The organism is Edwardsiella piscicida (assembly GCF_021733145.1).
GTDB classification, from domain to species: Bacteria; Pseudomonadota; Gammaproteobacteria; order Enterobacterales; family Enterobacteriaceae; genus Edwardsiella; species Edwardsiella piscicida.
This window is the reverse complement of the sequence record NZ_CP090969.1, coordinates 20600-39374: the sequence shown is the minus strand read 5'-3', so window position 1 is coordinate 39374 and position 18775 is coordinate 20600. Positions and strand designations below refer to the sequence as shown.

The following is an 18775-nucleotide window of genomic DNA, read 5'->3' as shown; positions in this document are numbered from 1 at the left end:
ACCACGTTAAGGCAATAATTCATTGTTTGAATTGAAATTTAATGGCCTCAACTCTCCCTTCAGAATATTTTCCGGCAGCGTGAACGTATAATGTCCCAGCATGTTGATATGACCGTACATCAGTGGCGACAGGCGTGAGATATGCTCGTCTTCCGGGATCTCACCAGCGCTGCGCAAATGTGATAGCGCTTCCTGCATATAAAGCGTGTTCCACAATACAACTGCGTTAGTGACAAGCCCCAGCGCACCCAGTTGATCCTCCTGCCCCTCACGGTAACGTTTTCTAATCTCACCACGTTGGCCGTAACAGATCGCCCTTGCCACGGCGTGACGGCCTTCTCCCCGGTTAAGCTGAGTCAGTATCCTGCGACGATATTCTTCATCATCAATGTAGTTGAGGAGGTACAGCGTCTTGTTGACCCGTCCCACCTCCATAATCGCCTGCGCCAGCCCTGACGGACGGGAACTTTTTAAAAGCGAGCCCACAAGTTCTGAGGCGTGGACTGGGCACTGTTGCAAATAGTCGGTGGTGATAAACTTATCATCCCCTTTTGCTGATGGAGCTGCACATGAACCCATTCAAAGGCCGGCATTTTCAGCGTGACATCATTCTGTGGGCCGTACGCTGGTACTGCAAATACGGCATCAGTTACCGTGAGCTGCAGGAGATGCTGGCTGAACGCGGAGTGAATGTCGATCACTCCACGATTTACCGCTGGGTTCAGCGTTATGCGCCTGAAATGGAAAAACGGCTGCGCTGGTACTGGCGTAACCCTTCCGATCTTTGCCCGTGGCACATGGATGAAACCTACGTGAAGGTCAATGGCCGCTGGGCGTATCTGTACCGGGCCGTCGACAGCCGGGGCCGCACTGTCGATTTTTATCTCTCCTCCCGTCGTAACAGCAAAGCTGCATACCGGTTTCTGGGTAAAATCCTCAACAACGTGAAGAAGTGGCAGATCCCGCGATTCATCAACACGGATAAAGCGCCCGCCTATGGTCGCGCGCTTGCTCTGCTCAAACGCGAAGGCCGGTGCCCGTCTGACGTTGAACACCGACAGATTAAGTACCGGAACAACGTGATTGAATGCGATCATGGCAAACTGAAACGGATAATCGGCGCCACGCTGGGATTTAAATCCATGAAGACGGCTTACGCCACCATCAAAGGTATTGAGGTGATGCGTGCACTACGCAAAGGCCAGGCCTCAGCATTTTATTATGGTGATCCCCTGGGCGAAATGCGCCTGGTAAGCAGAGTTTTTGAAATGTAAGGCCTTTGAATAAGACAAAAGGCTGCCTCATCGCTAACTTTGCAACAGTGCCCATTTTTATGAGGACCGGGCATCGGGCAAACGAGAAGAGCGTCCTGGACTTACAGCCTGTCTGAAAGCACTACGACCCGGAGACACGCTGGTCGTATGGAAGCTGGACCGCCTCGGTCGTGATCTTCGTCATCTCATTAATACAGTGCACGACCTGACCGCGAGGGGGACCGGTCTGAAAGTGCTGACCGGTCACGGGGCGACTATCGACACAACAACGGCCGCTGGCAAGCTTGTCTTCGGTATCTTTGCCGCACTGGCGGAGTTTGAGCGCGAACTGATTGCTGAAAGAACGACTGCAGGTCTGGCATCAGCAAGAGCCCGTGGGCGGAACGGCGGCCGACCTTATAAAATGACGCCAGTCAAACTGCGACTGGCAATGGCATCAATGGGACAATCAGAAACAAAGGTCAGTACGCTATGCCAGGAACTTGGGATAACCCGGCAAACTTTGTACAGGCATATTTCCCCTGTTGGTCAACTGCGGGCGGACGGGATCAAGCTGTTCAACCGTGGATAATTTGAACGGACGGAAAAATCTGGGGTTCCGGCGTAGTACCCCTATCACCTCCACATTTTTGCAACAGTGCCTTATAAATGGCAGCCTTATGTTTACTTGCCAAGATGGGCTACCATATGATGTTTTATACTGAGCAATATTAATATTATCTTTAATGGAAAAATTAAGCCCACTAAGTGACCCACTGCTATATGGCTCTATTGTGAAGACGCCTGAGGGTAAAAATTTATACATGGTTGTCCCTATGTCTATTATTGCAAGGTTGACAATATTATTCGTTTTATAAATTTGAGCGTTTAAAATCACACATCAAAGCAATTAGTCAGGATAAACAACAATACCCAGTGCTTCGAGAATCAGTTCTTGCTGCCAGGCTGCAATTTTGATACCTGATGTATCGACTTTGCGGGGATCTAAACCGTCGAGTTCGGCGTGGCATAAATTGGCACCCTGTAGGCTAAATTGCCCCCAGACATCTTCGGAAAAAACACCTCGACTTAAGTCTGACTCTTTCAGTGATGCACCCGCTAGGTTCGTTCCTATCCAGCGATTTTCAAACAACTCACATTTTTCTAAACAAACCCTCTCCATATTGGCATAGGAAAGATTACATCCAGAAATAAATGCTGAGCAAAAGTACATACGATTACTCACTTGATGGGCAAAGTTTGTTCGGGAAAAGTTGGCACCTTTTAAATCACACGCACGGAACTCTATACCGTAGCAATTGGCATTACTGAAGTTTGCCATCGCAAGTTGGCATTGTTGGAAACTTGCATCACGAAGATCTGCGACATCAAAGTGGCAGCCTTCGATATCACCCTGTTCAATGAACTTGCAGTTGACGAATGTCGTATCACGCAAGTTAGCACGTCGAAAGTCGCTGCGAATGAATGTGCAAGCGGTGAAGGTGAGATCACTTAAGTCTTTATGTGAAAAGTTGTGGTGCCGATATGTATGATTGTAGGTTTCCATGAGTACTCCTTGTTGAAAGGAGGGCTAGACTACCATTATACATATGCCAAGACATTAAAATAAAAGCCTGTTACATCAACACATTACAACCCCTCAATTTACCTGTTTTAAGTGGTCAAATTGGCGCGTAGAGCGCCTATCGCTCTTGCATTGGCACGCGGCCCTGTTGAAAAAAGTTATTCGCTTTAGATAGGGTTAGGAGAGCCGTGCTTCGCCGGTAAAAAATCGGACTATCCGACGCAGGGCGGACTCATCGGCGGAGAAGCAAACTTTGACTATATCTCCCTACACTTGGAAGAGGGCTAGACTGGGCCCATAGATCACCAGACACTTCGACTCTCTTAAAATAAGAGGTAGTCTTGGAACTATGTTTAATACCAGTCAGAACGATAAGATGGTTGAAGTGTTATCAGGACCTGAGCGGCGTCGGCGTCGTACACCGCAGGAAAAAATTGCCATTATTCAGCAGACTATGGAGCCCGGTATGACCGTGTCTCATGTCGCGCGCCTGCATGGCATCAATGCAAACCAGATATTCAAATGGCGCAAGCAATATTAAGACGGTTCACTGACGGCTGTTGCATCGGGCGAGGAAGTGGTGCCGGCCTCCGAACTCGCTGCCGCCAATAAGCAAATTCGCGAACTCCAGCGCCTTCTGGGCAAAAAGACGATGGAAGCCGAGATACTCAAAGAGGCCGTGGAGTTCGGCCGGGCAAAAAAATGGATTGCGCATGCGCCCTCGTTGCCTGGGAACGACGAATAAGCGACGTTTGCAGAAGTCTTGGCGTGTCGCGTGCGCAGTTGAGCATTCGGGTTCACCGGCCATCTGACTGACAGGATCGCAGACGGCAGCCCCGTTCTGACGATACCACCGTATTGTCCCGGATAAACATGGCGGTGGCTGACCTGCCGACGTATGGTTATCGCCGTGTGTGGGCGCTGCTGCGACGGGAGTCGGAGCGGGACGGCCTGCCTGTGGTTAATGCAAAGCGGGTGTATCGCATTATGAGAACGCATAATCTGCTTCTTGAACGTAAACCCGCTGATCCTTGCCGTAAGCGGGCCCATAAGGGGCGCGTAGCAGTAGCGGAAAGTAACCGGCGCTGGTGCTCAGATGGCTTTGAGTTCCGCTGTGATAATGGCGAAAAGCTGCGGGTGACCTTCGCGCAGGACTGCTGCGACAGGGAGATCATTGACTGGGCAGCGAGCACCGGAGGCTATGACAAAGAAACGGTGCAGGATGTCATGCTGGGTGCGGTGGAAAAACGCTTCGGAAGGCAGTTGCCAACAGTGCCGGCGTTCGCCCGGTTGCTGGGACTGGAGCCTTGTACGACAGCAGTGCGAAGCCCGGAAAGCAATGGCATAGCAGAAAGCTTCGTGATGACGATAAAACGGGACTACATCAGCATCATGCCGAAACCGGACAGCGAGGCAGCGGTGATGAATCTGGCGGTGGCGTTCAGTCATTACAACGAACATCATCCGCATAGTGCACTGGGATATCGCTCACCACGGGAATATATACGCAGGAAGTTATCGCAACCGTAAGAGGGGTCTGACGCTCAGTGGAACGAAAACTCACGTTAAGGGATTTTGGTCATGAGATTATCAAAAAGGATCTTCACCTAGATCCTTTTAAATTAAAAATGAAGTTTTAAATCAATCTAAAGTATATATGAGTAAACTTGGTCTGACAGTTACCAATGCTTAATCAGTGAGGCACCTATCTCAGCGATCTGTCTATTTCGTTCATCCATAGTTGCCTGACTCCCCGTCGTGTAGATAACTACGATACGGGAGGGCTTACCATCTGGCCCCAGTGCTGCAATGATACCGCGAGACCCACGCTCACCGGCTCCAGATTTATCAGCAATAAACCAGCCAGCCGGAAGGGCCGAGCGCAGAAGTGGTCCTGCAACTTTATCCGCCTCCATCCAGTCTATTAATTGTTGCCGGGAAGCTAGAGTAAGTAGTTCGCCAGTTAATAGTTTGCGCAACGTTGTTGCCATTGCTGCAGGCATCGTGGTGTCACGCTCGTCGTTTGGTATGGCTTCATTCAGCTCCGGTTCCCAACGATCAAGGCGAGTTACATGATCCCCCATGTTGTGCAAAAAAGCGGTTAGCTCCTTCGGTCCTCCGATCGTTGTCAGAAGTAAGTTGGCAGCAGTGTTATCACTCATGGTTATGGCAGCACTGCATAATTCTCTTACTGTCATGCCATCCGTAAGATGCTTTTCTGTGACTGGTGAGTACTCAACCAAGTCATTCTGAGAATAGTGTATGCGGCGACCGAGTTGCTCTTGCCCGGCGTCAACACGGGATAATACCGCACCACATAGCAGAACTTTAAAAGTGCTCATCATTGGAAAACGTTCTTCGGGGCGAAAACTCTCAAGGATCTTACCGCTGTTGAGATCCAGTTCGATGTAACCCACTCGTGCACCCAACTGATCTTCAGCATCTTTTACTTTCACCAGCGTTTCTGGGTGAGCAAAAACAGGAAGGCAAAATGCCGCAAAAAAGGGAATAAGGGCGACACGAAAATGTTGAATACTCATACTCTTCCTTTTTCAATATTATTGAAGCATTTACCAGGGTTATTGTCTCATGAGCGGATACATATTTGAATGTATTTAGAAAAATAAACAAATAGGGGTTCCGCGCACATTTCCCCGAAAAGTGCCACCTGACGTCTAAGAAACCATTATTATCATGACATTAACCTATAAAAATAGGCGTATCACGAGGCCCTTTCGTCTTCAAGAATTTTATAAACCGTGGAGCGGGCAATACTGAGCTGATGAGCAATTTCCGTTGCACCAGTGCCCTTCTGATGAAGCGTCAGCACGACGTTCCTGTCCACGGTACGCCTGCGGCCAAATTTGATTCCTTTCAGCTTTGCTTCCTGTCGGCCCTCATTCGTGCGTTCTAGGATCCTCCGGCGTTCAGCCTGTGCCACAGCCGACAGGATGGTGACCACCATTTGCCCCATATCACCGTCGGTACTGATCCCGTCATCAATGAACCGGACTGCCACGCCCTGAGCGTCAAATTCCTTTATCAGTTGGATCATATCGGCAGTGTCGCGGCCAAGACGGTCGAGCTTCTTAACCAGAATGACATCACCTTCCTCCACCTTCATCCTCAGCAAATCCAGCCCTTCCCGGTCTGTTGAACTGCCGGATGCCTTATCGGTAAATATACGGTTTGCTTTCACACCTGCGTCTTTGAGTGCTCTGACCTGAAGATCAAGAGACTGCTGACTGGTTGAGACCCGAGCGTAACCAAAAAGTCGCATAAAAATGTACCTTAAATCGAATATCGGACAACTCATGTCTATTATTACAAATTTACGATTTAATAGACATATTAATGTAACAGTTTTACGATGTCCGATAATTTATAACATTTCGTACGGTTGGAAAAATGTTACTAAATGCCCGTCAGGCAGGGAGGCCGATATGCCCGTTGACTTTCTGACCACTGAGCAGACTGAAAGCTATGGCAGATTCACCGGTGAACCGGATGAGCTTCAGCTGGCACGATATTTTCACCTTGATGAAGCAGACAAGGAATTTATCGGAAAAAGCAGAGGTGATCACAACCGTCTGGGCATTGCCCTGCAAATTGGATGTGTCCGTTTTCTGGGCACCTTCCTCACCGATATGAATCATATTCCTTCCGGCGTCCGGCATTTTACCGCCAGACAGCTCGGGATTCGTGATATCACCGTTCTTGCAGAATACGGTCAGAGGGAAAATACCCGCCGTGAGCATGCAGCGCTGATACGTCAGCACTATCAGTATCGTGAATTTGCCTGGCCCTGGACATTTCGCCTTACCCGTCTTTTATATACCCGGAGCTGGATAAGCAACGAACGTCCTGGCCTGCTTTTCGATCTGGCGACAGGGTGGCTTATGCAACATCGTATTATTCTCCCCGGAGCCACTACGCTGACCCGGTTGATTTCAGAGGTAAGGGAAAAGGCGACGTTGCGCCTGTGGAACAAACTGGCACTGATACCGTCAGCCGAACAGCGTTCACAGCTGGAGATGCTGCTGGGGCCAACTGATTGCAGCCGCCTGTCTTTACTGGAATCACTGAAAAAGGGCCCTGTGACCATCAGTGGTCCGGCGTTTAATGAAGCAATTGAACGCTGGAAAACTCTGAACGATTTTGGCCTGCATGCTGAAAACCTGAGTACACTCCCGGCTGTGCGCCTGAAAAATCTCGCACGTTATGCTGGTATGACTTCGGTGTTCAATATTGCCAGGATGTCACCGCAGAAAAGGATGGCGGTTCTGGTTGCCTTTGTCCTTGCATGGGAAACGCTGGCGCTGGATGATGCATTGGACGTTCTGGACGCCATGCTGGCCGTTATCATCCGTGACGCCAGAAAGATTGGGCAGAAAAAACGGCTCCGCTCGCTGAAGGATCTGGATAAATCTGCATTGGCGCTCGCCAGCGCATGTTCGTACCTGCTGAAAGAAGAAACACCGGACGAATCGATTCGTGCTGAGGTGTTCAGCTACATCCCAAGGCAAAAGCTGGCTGAAATCATCACGCTTGTCCGTGAAATTGCCCGGCCCTCAGACGATAATTTTCATGAAGAAATGGTGGAGCAGTACGGGCGCGTTCGTCGTTTCCTGCCCCATCTGCTGAATACCGTTAAATTTTCATCCGCACCTGCCGGGGTTACCACTCTGAATGCCTGTGACTACCTCAGCCGGGAGTTCAGCTCACGGCGGCAGTTTTTTGACGACGCACCAACGGAAATTATCAGTCGGTCATGGAAACGGCTGGTGATTAACAAGGAAAAACATATCACCCGCAGGGGATACACGCTCTGCTTTCTCAGTAAACTGCAGGATAGTCTGAGGCGGAGGGATGTCTACGTTACCGGCAGTAACCGGTGGGGAGATCCTCGTGCAAGATTACTACAGGGTGCTGACTGGCAGGCAAACCGGATTAAGGTTTATCGTTCTTTGGGGCACCCGACAGACCCGCAGGAAGCAATAAAATCTCTGGGTCATCAGCTTGATAGTCGTTACAGACAGGTTGCTGCACGTCTTTGCGAAAATGAGGCTGTCGAACTCGATGTTTCTGGCCCGAAGCCCCGGTTGACAATTTCTCCCCTCGCCAGTCTTGATGAGCCGGACAGTCTGAAACGACTGAGCAAAATGATCAGTGATCTACTCCCTCCGGTGGATTTAACGGAGTTGCTGCTCGAAATTAACGCCCATACCGGATTTGCTGATGAGTTTTTCCATGCTAGTGAAGCCAGTGCCAGAGTTGATGATCTGCCCGTCAGCATCAGCGCCGTGCTGATGGCTGAAGCCTGCAATATCGGTCTGGAACCACTGATCAGATCAAATGTTCCTGCACTGACCCGACACCGGCTGAACTGGACAAAAGCGAACTATCTGCGGGCTGAAACTATCACCAGCGCTAATGCCAGACTGGTTGATTTTCAGGCAACGCTGCCACTGGCACAGATATGGGGTGGAGGAGAAGTGGCATCTGCAGATGGAATGCGCTTTGTTACGCCAGTCAGAACAATCAATGCCGGACCGAACCGCAAATACTTTGGTAATAACAGAGGGATCACCTGGTACAACTTTGTGTCCGATCAGTATTCCGGCTTTCATGGCATCGTTATACCGGGGACGCTGAGGGACTCTATCTTTGTGCTGGAAGGTCTTCTGGAACAGGAGACCGGGCTGAATCCAACCGAAATTATGACCGATACAGCAGGTGCCAGCGAACTTGTCTTTGGCCTTTTCTGGCTGCTGGGATACCAGTTTTCTCCACGCCTGGCTGATGCCGGTGCTTCGGTTTTCTGGCGAATGGACCATGATGCCGACTATGGCGTGCTGAATGATATTGCCAGAGGGCAATCAGATCCCCGAAAAATAGTCCTTCAGTGGGACGAAATGATCCGGACCGCTGGCTCCCTGAAGCTGGGCAAAGTACAGGTTTCAGTGCTGGTCCGTTCATTGCTGAAAAGTGAACGTCCTTCCGGACTGACTCAGGCAATCATTGAAGTGGGGCGCATCAACAAAACGCTGTATCTGCTTAATTATATTGATGATGAAGATTACCGCCGGCGCATTCTGACCCAGCTTAATCGGGGAGAAAGTCGCCATGCCGTTGCCAGAGCCATCTGTCACGGTCAAAAAGGTGAGATAAGAAAACGATATACCGACGGTCAGGAAGATCAACTGGGCACACTGGGGCTGGTCACTAACGCCGTCGTGTTATGGAACACTATTTATATGCAGGCAGCCCTGGATCATCTCCGGGCGCAGGGTGAAACACTGAATGATGAAGATATCGCACGCCTCTCCCCGCTTTGCCACGGACATATCAATATGCTCGGCCATTATTCCTTCACGCTGGCAGAACTGGTGACCAAAGGACATCTGAGACCATTAAAAGAGGCGTCAGAGGCAGAAAACGTTGCTTAACGTGAGTTTTCGTTCCACTGAGCGTCAGACCCCTTATCCGTTTCAGTTTGCCATGATCGCATTCAATCACGTTGTTCCGGTACTTAATCTGTCGGTGTTCAACGTCAGACGGGCACCGGCCTTCGCGTTTGAGCAGAGCAAGCGCGCGACCATAGGCGGGCGCTTTATCCGTGTTGATGAATCGCGGGATCTGCCACTTCTTCACGTTGTTGAGGATTTTACCCAGAAACCGGTATGCAGCTTTGCTGTTACGACGGGAGGAGAGATAAAAATCGACAGTGCGGCCCCGGCTGTCGACGGCCCGGTACAGATACGCCCAGCGGCCATTGACCTTCACGTAGGTTTCATCCATGTGCCACGGGCAAAGATCGGAAGGGTTACGCCAGTACCAGCGCAGCCGTTTTTCCATTTCAGGCGCATAACGCTGAACCCAGCGGTAAATCGTGGAGTGATCGACATTCACTCCGCGTTCAGCCAGCATCTCCTGCAGCTCACGGTAACTGATGCCGTATTTGCAGTACCAGCGTACGGCCCACAGAATGATGTCACGCTGAAAATGCCGGCCTTTGAATGGGTTCATGTGCAGCTCCATCAGCAAAAGGGGATGATAAGTTTATCACCACCGACTATTTGCAACAGTGCCGTAAGCTGCACCTCAAACCCCCGGATCAGGCTCTCCAGGCCATGCAGAAAGGCCTGCTCACCATCATCACTGTCCATAATCTGCAGCGCTTCCCGCAATAGCGGCGGCAGGTTTTCGTCCGGTGCTGCAGGGCGGTCGGTCAGGGCGGCAGTATGCTCCTGCTGCTCCAGTACGGCACCAAGGGTAAAATGACTGACCGCTGAAATCGCATATAACCCGTCGCGCAGTGAAAAGCCGTTTTCTGTCATAAAGCGTAACTGGGTTTCCACCGTATCATACTGTTTTTCATCAGGGCGGGTGCCGAGGTGCACTTTTGCCCCGTCACGGTAACGCAGCAGCGCCCGGCGGAAACTCATTGCATTATTGCGCAGAAATGACTGCCAGGATTCCCCCGCCGCAGGCAGTGAATAATCATGATGACGCGCCAGGATCTCCACCGCCAGCGCATCCAGTAACGCCCGTTTATTTTTCACATGCCAGTAAAGTGTCGGCTGTTCTATTCCCAGCTTCTGCGCCAGCTTGCGGGTCGTCAGCCCGTCAATCCCTGTCTCATTCAGCAGTTCCAGTGCCGCATCAATAACCGATTCTCTGTTCAGCCGTGCCATGACCGTCTCCTCCGATTTTCAGATTGACACTCTATCATTGATAGGGATATATTCCAACTCTATCAATGATAGGGAATTAACACAGGATCTGAAAAATGAATAAACCCGCTGTCATCGCGCTGGTGATTACACTGCTGGACGCGATGGGAATTGGTCTGATCATGCCGGTATTACCGTCACTGCTGCGGGAATATCTCCCGGAAGCGGATGTGGCAAACCATTACGGCATTCTGCTGGCGCTGTATGCGGTGATGCAGGTCTGTTTTGCTCCGCTGCTGGGCAGATGGTCAGATAAGCTGGGGCGCAGACCGGTGCTGCTGTTATCCCTGGCGGGTGCCGCGTTTGATTACACACTGCTGGCACTGTCCAATGTGCTGTGGATGTTGTATCTCGGGCGGATTATCTCCGGGATCACTGGTGCCACCGGCGCGGTTGCGGCTTCGGTAGTGGCGGACAGCACGGCGGTCAGCGAGCGTACCGCCTGGTTCGGCCGTCTCGGTGCGGCCTTTGGTGCCGGGCTGATTGCCGGGCCGGCTATCGGCGGACTGGCGGGGGATATCTCACCGCATCTGCCGTTTGTCATTGCGGCAATACTGAATGCCTGCACCTTTCTGATGGTCTTTTTTATCTTTAAACCGGCGGTACAGACAGAAGAAAAACCGGCGGAGCAGAAACAAGAAAGCGCAGGTATCAGCTTTATCACACTGCTTAAACCTCTGGCGCTGTTGCTGTTTGTCTTTTTTACCGCGCAGCTTATCGGGCAGATCCCGGCCACTGTCTGGGTATTGTTTACGGAGAGCCGCTTTGCCTGGGACAGCGCGGCGGTCGGTTTTTCACTGGCGGGACTCGGGGCGATGCATGCACTGTTTCAGGCGGTGGTTGCCGGGGCGCTGGCAAAACGGCTGAGTGAGAAAACCATTATTTTCGCCGGATTTATTGCCGATGCCACCGCGTTTTTACTGATGTCTGCTATCACTTCCGGATGGATGGTGTATCCGGTCCTGATCCTGCTGGCAGGCGGCGGAATTGCACTGCCTGCATTGCAGGGCATTATCTCTGCCGGGGCATCGGCGGCAAATCAGGGAAAACTACAGGGTGTGCTGGTCAGCCTGACCAATCTGACCGGCGTGGCGGGCCCGCTGCTGTTTGCTTTTATTTTCAGTCAGACACAGCAGAGTGCGGACGGTACGGTGTGGCTGATTGGCACGGCACTGTACGGTCTGCTGCTGGCAATCTGTCTGCTGATCAGAAAACCGGCACCGGTGGCGGCCACCTGCTGACCGGCGCTATACAGGCAGCGCTGTTGTGCGGTATGGTGGACGGCATTCGTGCTTATCGCCTGCCATGATAAGCCTCAGACACAGAGGAACCGTTATGAAATCACGCGCAGCAGTCGCCTTCGGGCCGGGTTTACCCCTTGAAATTGTTGAAATTGATGTGGCACCGCCGAAGAAAGGTGAAGTGCTGGTGAAAATCAGTCACACCGGGGTATGCCATACCGATGCCTACACGCTTTCCGGTGATGATCCGGAAGGTCTGTTCCCGGTGGTGCTCGGCCATGAAGGTGCCGGGGTGGTGGTTGAGGTCGGTGAGGGCGTGACCAGTGTGAAACCGGGCGACCATGTGATCCCGCTGTACACCGCCGAGTGCGGCGAGTGTGATTTCTGTACCTCCGGTAAAACCAACCTCTGTGTTGCCGTCCGCGAAACCCAGGGCAAAGGCGTGATGCCGGACGGCACCAGCCGTTTTTCGTATAACGGTCAGCCGCTCTATCACTATATGGGCTGCTCGACATTCAGCGAATATACCGTTGTGGCGGAAGTATCACTGGCGAAAATCAATCCGCAGGCCAATGCGGAGCAGGTTTGCCTGCTCGGCTGCGGCGTGACCACCGGGATCGGCGCGGTACACAATACCGCGAAGGTACAGGAAGGGGATTCTGTGGCGGTATTCGGCCTCGGCGGTATCGGGCTGGCCGTGGTGCAGGGCGCACGTCAGGCAAAAGCGGGGCGCATCTTTGCCATCGATACCAATCCATCCAAGTTTGAGCTGGCAAAACAGTTCGGCGCCACAGACTGCATTAATCCCAATGATTATGACAAACCTGTTCAGCAGGTGCTGGTCGAAATGACCAAATGGGGTGTGGATCATACCTTTGAATGTATCGGCAATGTCAATGTGATGCGGTCGGCGCTGGAAAGTGCGCACCGTGGCTGGGGGCAGTCGGTAATTATCGGGGTGGCGGGTGCCGGAAAAGAGATTTCAACCCGTCCGTTCCAGCTGGTGACCGGCCGGGTCTGGAAAGGCACGGCGTTCGGCGGCGTGAAAGGGCGTACCCAGTTGCCGGGAATGGTGGAAGATGCCATGAGCGGCAAAATCGAGCTGGCGCCGTTTGTCACGCACACCATGGAACTGGATAAAATCAATGAAGCTTTTGATTTGATGCACGACGGCAAATCCATCCGCACAGTCATTCATTACTGATAACGTATTCAGGGAGATACTATGGAACGGATTGAACATCACGTCTGTTTCGGCGGCAGCCAGGAAGTCTGGCGTCACCACTCTGCGGTGACCGGCACGCCGATGACTTTTTCCGTGTTTCTGCCGCCGCAGGCAAAAACAGAGAAATGTCCTGTGCTGTACTGGCTTTCCGGGCTGACCTGCAACGAGCAGAATTTTATCACCAAAGCCGGGGCACAGCGTTACGCAGCGGAACACGGCCTGGTGATTGTCGCGCCGGATACCAGTCCGCGCGGCAGTCAGGTGGCGGATGATAAAGAGTACGATCTCGGCCAGGGTGCCGGGTTTTATGTCAATGCCACACAGGAGCCGTGGAAAGCGCATTATCAGATGTATGATTATATTCTGAATGAGCTGCACACCCTGGTAAGCGGGCATTTCGGCACATCGGAAAAACGGGCACTGTTGCAAAGTTAGCGATGAGGCAGCCTTTTGTCTTATTCAAAGGCCTTACATTTCAAAAACTCTGCTTACCAGGCGCATTTCGCCCAGGGGATCACCATAATAAAATGCTGAGGCCTGGCCTTTGCGTAGTGCACGCATCACCTCAATACCTTTGATGGTGGCGTAAGCCGTCTTCATGGATTTAAATCCCAGCGTGGCGCCGATTATCCGTTTCAGTTTGCCATGATCGCATTCAATCACGTTGTTCCGGTACTTAATCTGTCGGTGTTCAACGTCAGACGGGCACCGGCCTTCGCGTTTGAGCAGAGCAAGCGCGCGACCATAGGCGGGCGCTTTATCCGTGTTGATGAATCGCGGGATCTGCCACTTCTTCACGTTGTTGAGGATTTTACCCAGAAACCGGTATGCAGCTTTGCTGTTACGACGGGAGGAGAGATAAAAATCGACAGTGCGGCCCCGGCTGTCGACGGCCCGGTACAGATACGCCCAGCGGCCATTGACCTTCACGTAGGTTTCATCCATGTGCCACGGGCAAAGATCGGAAGGGTTACGCCAGTACCAGCGCAGCCGTTTTTCCATTTCAGGCGCATAACGCTGAACCCAGCGGTAAATCGTGGAGTGATCGACATTCACTCCGCGTTCAGCCAGCATCTCCTGCAGCTCACGGTAACTGATGCCGTATTTGCAGTACCAGCGTACGGCCCACAGAATGATGTCACGCTGAAAATGCCGGCCTTTGAATGGGTTCATGTGCAGCTCCATCAGCAAAAGGGGATGATAAGTTTATCACCACCGACTATTTGCAACAGTGCCGTCCAGCGGATATCAGCGCTGAAAGATGATGGCTGAGCGTGGAGGCAGGAATCTCAAGGTGCTTCTGCAGTTCGCCAACCGGCAGGCCTTCATGACCCGCCCTGACCAGCTCCCGGTATATGCTGAGACGTGTCGGGTGGCCCAGTTCTCGAAGTGCGTTTGCAGCAGTGTTTAAATCCATAATACCTCCTTTATCTATATTTCCAGAATAATAGAAATATAGCCTGCGTCAATCGTTTCTGCCGTGAGGGTACCGCTTTCCCAATCATGCTCTGTCCGCCAGGTTATGGGGGGCAGAGCCAGAGCACTACCGAAATCCTTGCGAATACCCGTGCAGGGAATAATTTCCGCCCCCTTTATGGCCGGAAAAAAAACTGATAAACGTCGCCTTTTCAGAAGGTTGCTTTCTTAACGTGGTTTTTCGCATGGTTGGACCTCAGACCCCATATAGGCAGCGCTAAGGGCAATCCGTGGGTACAGGATATTAACCACCGCGTTACTTTGTGGTTGCCCTGGCGGATAGGCTTTGTACGAGGAGGGAACCATTCTATTGCCAGCGGCGTTCTGGCCGGTGAGGGTGAGGTAATACCCGATACGGTTTATGATATGCGGTATTTGCTCGATATTGTCAGCACTGACGGGTATTACTGGTACATGAGCGGGAAGATCTGCGAGAGAGTCAGTGACTACCGTACAGCCGCCTTTTTTGAAATAGGCCGCCTGCTTACACTGTGATTCCTTCAAAATATCTCAACGAAATTTCCCGACACCTGTTTAAGCTATCTTGCTGATATTTCTGTTTTTCGATTTTTGCCGGCGCGATGCCGGCGACGTTGGCCAGCTGCCCCGTGCGCGATACTGAGATCAGTTTCTTTGAACAAAAAAAACCGCCTTTCGGCGGTCAGTATTCAGTAGCTGGAACGGTAGTCTCTCCCCCGATTCCAGCGGTCTTGCCAGTGTTCGAGGAATGATTCAGCGAGCTTAGGCATGTTCCAGATCACCACCGCATTCTCCGAGTTTTTCGTTTCGGCCGCTTTGGTGAAATTAAAGCTGCCAGTTTCAACGGTCACATTATCCACGATGATCACCTTGTCATGCTGGATAGGGAAATCACTGTCAGTACGCAAAGGGATGCCGCTGTTCGCTATGTAGTTCATGGCCGCAATGCTGGCGCGCCCCGTATTGCCCCTTTCATCAATTACGATTTTCACATCAACTCCCCGTTTTTTGGCTGCTACCAGTGCCTTCATAATATCCGGGGCGGTAAAAGAATAAGCCATCATCCGTATCGAGGTTTTTGCGGAGTCAATGGCGCTCAGGACGAGAACGCGGGCGCTTCCTTCAGGCGAGTAGCCAACCTGAACGGATGGTTCCACCGCAAAGGCGGGCAGGGCGGCTGTCGTAAATGCTGCGGCCAGAAGCCAGGTTGCTAAGTTTTTCATTACAGGCTCCCGTTCACACACTGCATTTTATATTCAGGGTCAAAATAAATTTCTTTGATTTTCCGCTTTTCCATATGCACCACAACGTCAATGGTGGAGTAGAGCATTCGCATAATATCGCTCATATCGAGCATACGGCCGATAGGGGTCGCCTTGATAAGCAGCCCAATACGGTTAAAGGCATCGCGCGCAGAGTTAGCGTGCGTTGACATAACACCGCCTGGATGGCCGGTATTAAGTGCTTTAAGATAATCCCACGCAGCATCATCCCTAAGCTCAGTCATGATGATACGGCCCGGTGTCAGACGCATACAGGCTCGCAGGGCATCAGTGGCGCTGACGCGGCCGATCTTTCCTGCATCGCCGTACATCATATAAACGGCTTCTACAACGTGATCGACCGTGACTTCGTGAACGTCCTCTAAAATAATTACACGCTCGTCTTTATGTAGCGATTTTAACAGCGCGCGCGTGAGTACCGTTTTCCCCGACCCGGTTTCACCGCAGATCACGATAGTGCGTTTCTTCTCAACGGCGGTTTGCAGGAATGCGGGCCATTTTTCGCTGCTGTGCAGCTCTTTAAGGAAAAAATCATCATCCGTTAGGCTTTGCTTGCTGCCGGTAATCTTCCGGCAGTCACTGAAAATCCCCTCGCTGGTCAGCTGCTCCAGATTTTTATCGGCCGCCAAATCCTTACGAAACGCTACGGCCGTTGTACCGTCAATCACCGCAGGGGGCAGACAGATAACGCCCCTGATCCCGCCAGGCAGGATCACGTCATTAATGGCCTGCATGGTCAGCTTGTTGCTGCTCACCAACGATTTAGCAAGGTTCCTAATAAAATCTGCCGTAATTGCCGCGTTCTGCACAACCCTGCGGCCGCTGAACGTATCACAGATAACTTCCTGAAAGCAGTTAATGCGAATTTCAAAAACAGTAGGATCTTCTAAATACTCGCGCAGTGGGCCAAGTTGATAGAAAGCTGCATCAGTCATGATTACTCCTGAAGAAAAGCGGGCGCTAAGCGCCCACTTTTTTAGTTGTCTGCGAGCGTATAAACGCCGCTGAAATCGAGGTCGCGGGCAACAAAAATGCTCACCGCATCACCCTGCTGATCGTAGAGGGTAGGGGGGATAGACATGTAAGAGCGAAGTGCTTCAGACGCCAGCTGCTCACCGCTGTTTTCTGTGCTGTTGTACTGAATGTTATTACTCTGCGTCTGGTTAACCAGCGCCGTTAAGGTGTCAGAGAACAACGAAATCATGATCGCACCACGCAGACGCTCCCACATATGGGTATCCACCTGGCCCGGAATCCCCGCGCTGCCGAGTGAGTTCGTTCCGGCACTGTCAATATTAACGATTGTCCCGTCCTGGTCATTGCGGATACGCTCCCAGAGAACAAACACGCGCGCCTGGCCGTCTTTGATACCACCGGTAATCTGCCCGTCAACCCATGAGCCTTTATCAATCAGCCTAACGAGTCCATCAGCTGAGTAAACGTCCTGTGAAACCCGGCAGGAAACCTGACCCGGAACAGTGGTATCCAGCTCGGTGCCGGTACCACAGGGGATCATTTTGCCTTTCGGAACAGTCAGGCTGGGATTAGCCATGACTCCAGCGCGGCTAGCCTTCAGCCTTGCAGGAGTCAGGTTTTTAGCGAGTGCTGAACTACCTTCGCTTGTTTCGTTGTCCTGGGGCTGCACTCCGGGACTATTGCTTGTAGCCGCCTGATTAGTCTGGGCCAGCTCGCCGCCCAGACGACGCTGCATAGCCAGTTCTTCAGGCGAAGGTTCTTTACGCTTATTAGAGGTACGCGCGGCGGTATTGCTGCTGCCCGCATCTGCATCTGCCTGTGCGGCAGCCTGCACAGCACGGGCATCAGTGGCGCTATTCTGCGCAGTTGCAGGTTTATTAACATCAGGATCGCTGTTAAAGCTGTAGTTTGGCAGTGTATTGGCCTGTTGCGCTTTACCACCGTCTTTATCAGCTTCAGCTTTAGCCGGGGTGCGAATTTTACCCATGACCGTAATCCCGATGAATACCAAAGCAAGCAGCGCCATCAGTATGACAAAGGCTTTCATACCAGGAGCCGAACGGCGGTTACTGCCTTTAAATCCGCCACGCTCGCTTTCAAATTCACCGTCTCCGGTGTTTTCATCGAGTTCCTGATCTACATCGACACTTTTACGGGCCATCAGTTATCCTCCCCAATTTGAACCCTGCGCACATCCGGGGAAGCCGTACCGGTTGCTACCGCACCGGCGCCCGGCGCGAAATTATTATTACGAACGCCAACGACTTTATCGCCCAGACGAATACGCCACTCTTTAGCGACGGTTTCCACCTCGATGATGTTGCGGTTCTCACCCACAACATGAGAGTTAGGCAGCGTTTCTTTGCCACTGGCCGAGATCATGTAGACCTGCGGTAACTCCGCATTGGCCGGAAACTCAAACCGGGTAAAGCGGTAGTTATCCCAGACGTGAACCGGCTGGATGCTGCGCATTTCAGGCTGTTCGCTCATTACGTACTGATAGTTCTTCGCCCCCGCAAAAGCCGTCTGCTTCAGCTTCTGCGTAATGCGTTTTTTATCAGCCGCGCTTTTGGCTTTTTCCTGCTGCTCAAACGGATATTCATAGGTCAGCTGAAGAACGGCCTGGCGCACAGCCCACGGCGTTTCAATAAAGGATTTTGATACCGTACCGTCTGCATTTTTCTTCGTTTCTTCACCGATGAAATGGAGGACGATGTTATAGGTGCGCTTATCGGTGACGATCACCAGGTTGGTATCACTCATGGCCTGTTTCGGCTTCACAAAAAAATGGTTCATTTTGTGCGCAAACGTCCAGCTTTCAGAATCGCCAAAAGCATGAGTGATATAGGTTTCGTCAGGCGCGACAACAATGTGGGTAGCCACACCGGCGATAGCGTCAATTTTGACCACATTAACAGGGTTATAAACAACGCTTTTAATGCGATAGTCATAAGGAGAATTGCGGCCAACCTCAAGCGCCATAACGTTAGTGTCAACGACGGGTAAAAAGTGATCCACTTA

14 protein-coding genes and 6 pseudogenes are annotated in these 18775 nt (G+C 51.7%); 8 read left to right on the top strand and 12 right to left on the bottom strand.

From position 1 onward, the window contains the following. Positions 1-6: 6 nt before the first annotated feature. A pseudogene (locus L1P05_RS17400) lies at positions 7-504 on the bottom strand (Tn3 family transposase); the annotation flags it as partial. Positions 505-569: 65 nt separating this feature from the next. Here L1P05_RS17400 and L1P05_RS17395 point away from each other — a divergent pair. Then, positions 570-1274, top strand: a complete 705-nt coding sequence (locus L1P05_RS17395) for an IS6-like element IS26 family transposase (RefSeq protein ID WP_001067855.1) — start codon at positions 570-572, stop codon at positions 1272-1274. Positions 1275-1323: 49 nt separating this feature from the next. Further along, positions 1324-1845 (top strand): annotated as a pseudogene (locus L1P05_RS17390) (recombinase family protein); the annotation flags it as partial. 318 nt (positions 1846-2163) lie between these two features. Here L1P05_RS17390 and L1P05_RS17385 read toward each other — a convergent pair. Then, positions 2164-2820 (bottom strand): quinolone resistance pentapeptide repeat protein QnrS1, encoded by a 657-nt coding sequence (locus L1P05_RS17385; RefSeq protein ID WP_001516695.1) that lies wholly within the window; start codon positions 2818-2820, stop codon positions 2164-2166. A 394-nt stretch (positions 2821-3214) separates the two neighbouring features. Here L1P05_RS17385 and L1P05_RS17380 point away from each other — a divergent pair. After that, positions 3215-4368: pseudogene (locus L1P05_RS17380) on the top strand (IS3 family transposase). 149 nt (positions 4369-4517) lie between these two features. On the opposite strand, the gene L1P05_RS17375 reads toward L1P05_RS17380, so the two are convergent. Both L1P05_RS17375 and L1P05_RS17370 read right to left on the bottom strand, forming a co-directional pair. Next, a complete protein-coding gene (locus L1P05_RS17375; protein WP_000027057.1) occupies positions 4518-5378 on the bottom strand; it encodes a broad-spectrum class A beta-lactamase TEM-1 in 861 nt (286 codons plus the stop codon). Between the two features lie 182 nt (positions 5379-5560). Then, positions 5561-6118 (bottom strand): recombinase family protein, encoded by a 558-nt coding sequence (locus L1P05_RS17370; RefSeq protein ID WP_001235713.1) that lies wholly within the window; start codon positions 6116-6118, stop codon positions 5561-5563. 163 nt (positions 6119-6281) lie between these two features. Between L1P05_RS17370 and L1P05_RS17365 the strand changes: the two genes are divergently transcribed. After that, a complete protein-coding gene (locus tag L1P05_RS17365; protein ID WP_001143760.1) occupies positions 6282-9287 on the top strand; it encodes a Tn3-like element Tn3 family transposase in 3006 nt (1001 codons plus the stop codon). A gap of 19 nt (positions 9288-9306) precedes the next feature. Here the strand turns inward: L1P05_RS17365 and L1P05_RS17360 are convergent. Both L1P05_RS17360 and tetR(D) read right to left on the bottom strand, forming a co-directional pair. Then, positions 9307-9867, bottom strand: a pseudogene (locus L1P05_RS17360) (IS6-like element IS26 family transposase); the annotation flags it as partial. Between the two features lie 11 nt (positions 9868-9878). Further along, complete coding sequence (gene tetR(D), locus L1P05_RS17355; RefSeq protein WP_000113282.1) at positions 9879-10535, bottom strand: tetracycline resistance transcriptional repressor TetR(D); 657 nt, start codon at positions 10533-10535, stop codon at positions 9879-9881. A 95-nt stretch (positions 10536-10630) separates the two neighbouring features. On the opposite strand from tetR(D), the gene tet(D) reads away from it, so the two are divergent. From tet(D) to L1P05_RS17340, 3 genes and pseudogenes are all read left to right on the top strand, one after another. Further along, positions 10631-11815, top strand: coding sequence for a tetracycline efflux MFS transporter Tet(D) (tet(D), locus tag L1P05_RS17350; protein ID WP_001039466.1), 1185 nt, complete (start codon positions 10631-10633; stop codon positions 11813-11815). A 94-nt stretch (positions 11816-11909) separates the two neighbouring features. Beyond that, entirely contained in the window at positions 11910-13019 is a 1110-nt protein-coding gene (locus tag L1P05_RS17345) for an S-(hydroxymethyl)glutathione dehydrogenase/class III alcohol dehydrogenase (RefSeq protein WP_000842134.1), read from the top strand. 21 nt (positions 13020-13040) lie between these two features. Further along, positions 13041-13463 (top strand): annotated as a pseudogene (locus L1P05_RS17340) (alpha/beta hydrolase-fold protein); the annotation flags it as partial. A gap of 45 nt (positions 13464-13508) precedes the next feature. Here the strand turns inward: L1P05_RS17340 and L1P05_RS17335 are convergent. Together L1P05_RS17335 and L1P05_RS17330 are read right to left on the bottom strand one after the other, a co-directional pair. After that, positions 13509-14213 carry an IS6-like element IS26 family transposase gene (locus tag L1P05_RS17335; RefSeq protein ID WP_001067855.1) on the bottom strand — a complete coding sequence of 235 codons (705 nt, stop codon included), beginning with the start codon at positions 14211-14213 and terminating at the stop codon, positions 13509-13511. A gap of 64 nt (positions 14214-14277) precedes the next feature. After that, a pseudogene (locus L1P05_RS17330) lies at positions 14278-14457 on the bottom strand (ArsR/SmtB family transcription factor); the annotation flags it as partial. Positions 14458-14705: 248 nt separating this feature from the next. Here L1P05_RS17330 and L1P05_RS17535 point away from each other — a divergent pair. Further along, positions 14706-15011 carry a DUF6710 family protein gene (locus tag L1P05_RS17535; protein ID WP_011742557.1) on the top strand — a complete coding sequence of 102 codons (306 nt, stop codon included), beginning with the start codon at positions 14706-14708 and terminating at the stop codon, positions 15009-15011. A gap of 173 nt (positions 15012-15184) precedes the next feature. Here L1P05_RS17535 and L1P05_RS17320 read toward each other — a convergent pair whose 3' ends face one another. Genes L1P05_RS17320 through L1P05_RS17305 form a run of 4 tightly spaced genes read right to left on the bottom strand, consistent with a single transcriptional unit; the run spans position 15185 to position 18736 of the window. Continuing rightward, positions 15185-15718, bottom strand: coding sequence for a phospholipase D family nuclease (locus L1P05_RS17320; RefSeq protein ID WP_000792636.1), 534 nt, complete (start codon positions 15716-15718; stop codon positions 15185-15187). After that, positions 15718-16713 (bottom strand): ATPase, T2SS/T4P/T4SS family, encoded by a 996-nt coding sequence (locus L1P05_RS17315; protein WP_000128596.1) that lies wholly within the window; start codon positions 16711-16713, stop codon positions 15718-15720. Before L1P05_RS17315 ends, L1P05_RS17320 begins: the two co-directional genes overlap by 1 nt. Positions 16714-16754: 41 nt before the next feature. Then, positions 16755-17915, bottom strand: coding sequence for a type IV secretion system protein VirB10 (gene virB10 / locus L1P05_RS17310; protein ID WP_000101710.1), 1161 nt, complete (start codon positions 17913-17915; stop codon positions 16755-16757). Next, positions 17915-18736 (bottom strand): TrbG/VirB9 family P-type conjugative transfer protein, encoded by an 822-nt coding sequence (locus tag L1P05_RS17305; RefSeq protein ID WP_019706045.1) that lies wholly within the window; start codon positions 18734-18736, stop codon positions 17915-17917. The genes virB10 and L1P05_RS17305 overlap by 1 nt, the downstream gene beginning before the upstream one ends. Positions 18737-18775 lie beyond the last annotated feature (39 nt).

Excerpts from the sequence above, each read along its gene's own strand:
- L1P05_RS17395 (WP_001067855.1), top strand. The coding sequence starts at position 570 with ATGAACCCATTCAAAGGCCGGCATTTTCAGCGTGACATCATTCTGTGG.
- L1P05_RS17385 (WP_001516695.1), bottom strand. The coding sequence starts at position 2,820 with ATGGAAACCTACAATCATACATATCGGCACCACAACTTTTCACATAAA.
- L1P05_RS17375 (WP_000027057.1), bottom strand. The coding sequence starts at position 5,378 with ATGAGTATTCAACATTTTCGTGTCGCCCTTATTCCCTTTTTTGCGGCA.
- L1P05_RS17370 (WP_001235713.1), bottom strand. The coding sequence starts at position 6,118 with ATGCGACTTTTTGGTTACGCTCGGGTCTCAACCAGTCAGCAGTCTCTT.
- L1P05_RS17365 (WP_001143760.1), top strand. The coding sequence starts at position 6,282 with ATGCCCGTTGACTTTCTGACCACTGAGCAGACTGAAAGCTATGGCAGA.
- L1P05_RS17345 (WP_000842134.1), top strand. The coding sequence starts at position 11,910 with ATGAAATCACGCGCAGCAGTCGCCTTCGGGCCGGGTTTACCCCTTGAA.
- L1P05_RS17335 (WP_001067855.1), bottom strand. The coding sequence starts at position 14,213 with ATGAACCCATTCAAAGGCCGGCATTTTCAGCGTGACATCATTCTGTGG.
- L1P05_RS17320 (WP_000792636.1), bottom strand. The coding sequence starts at position 15,718 with ATGAAAAACTTAGCAACCTGGCTTCTGGCCGCAGCATTTACGACAGCC.
- L1P05_RS17315 (WP_000128596.1), bottom strand. The coding sequence starts at position 16,713 with ATGACTGATGCAGCTTTCTATCAACTTGGCCCACTGCGCGAGTATTTA.
- virB10 (WP_000101710.1), bottom strand. The coding sequence starts at position 17,915 with ATGGCCCGTAAAAGTGTCGATGTAGATCAGGAACTCGATGAAAACACC.
- L1P05_RS17305 (WP_019706045.1), bottom strand. The coding sequence starts at position 18,736 with ATGGCGCTTGAGGTTGGCCGCAATTCTCCTTATGACTATCGCATTAAA.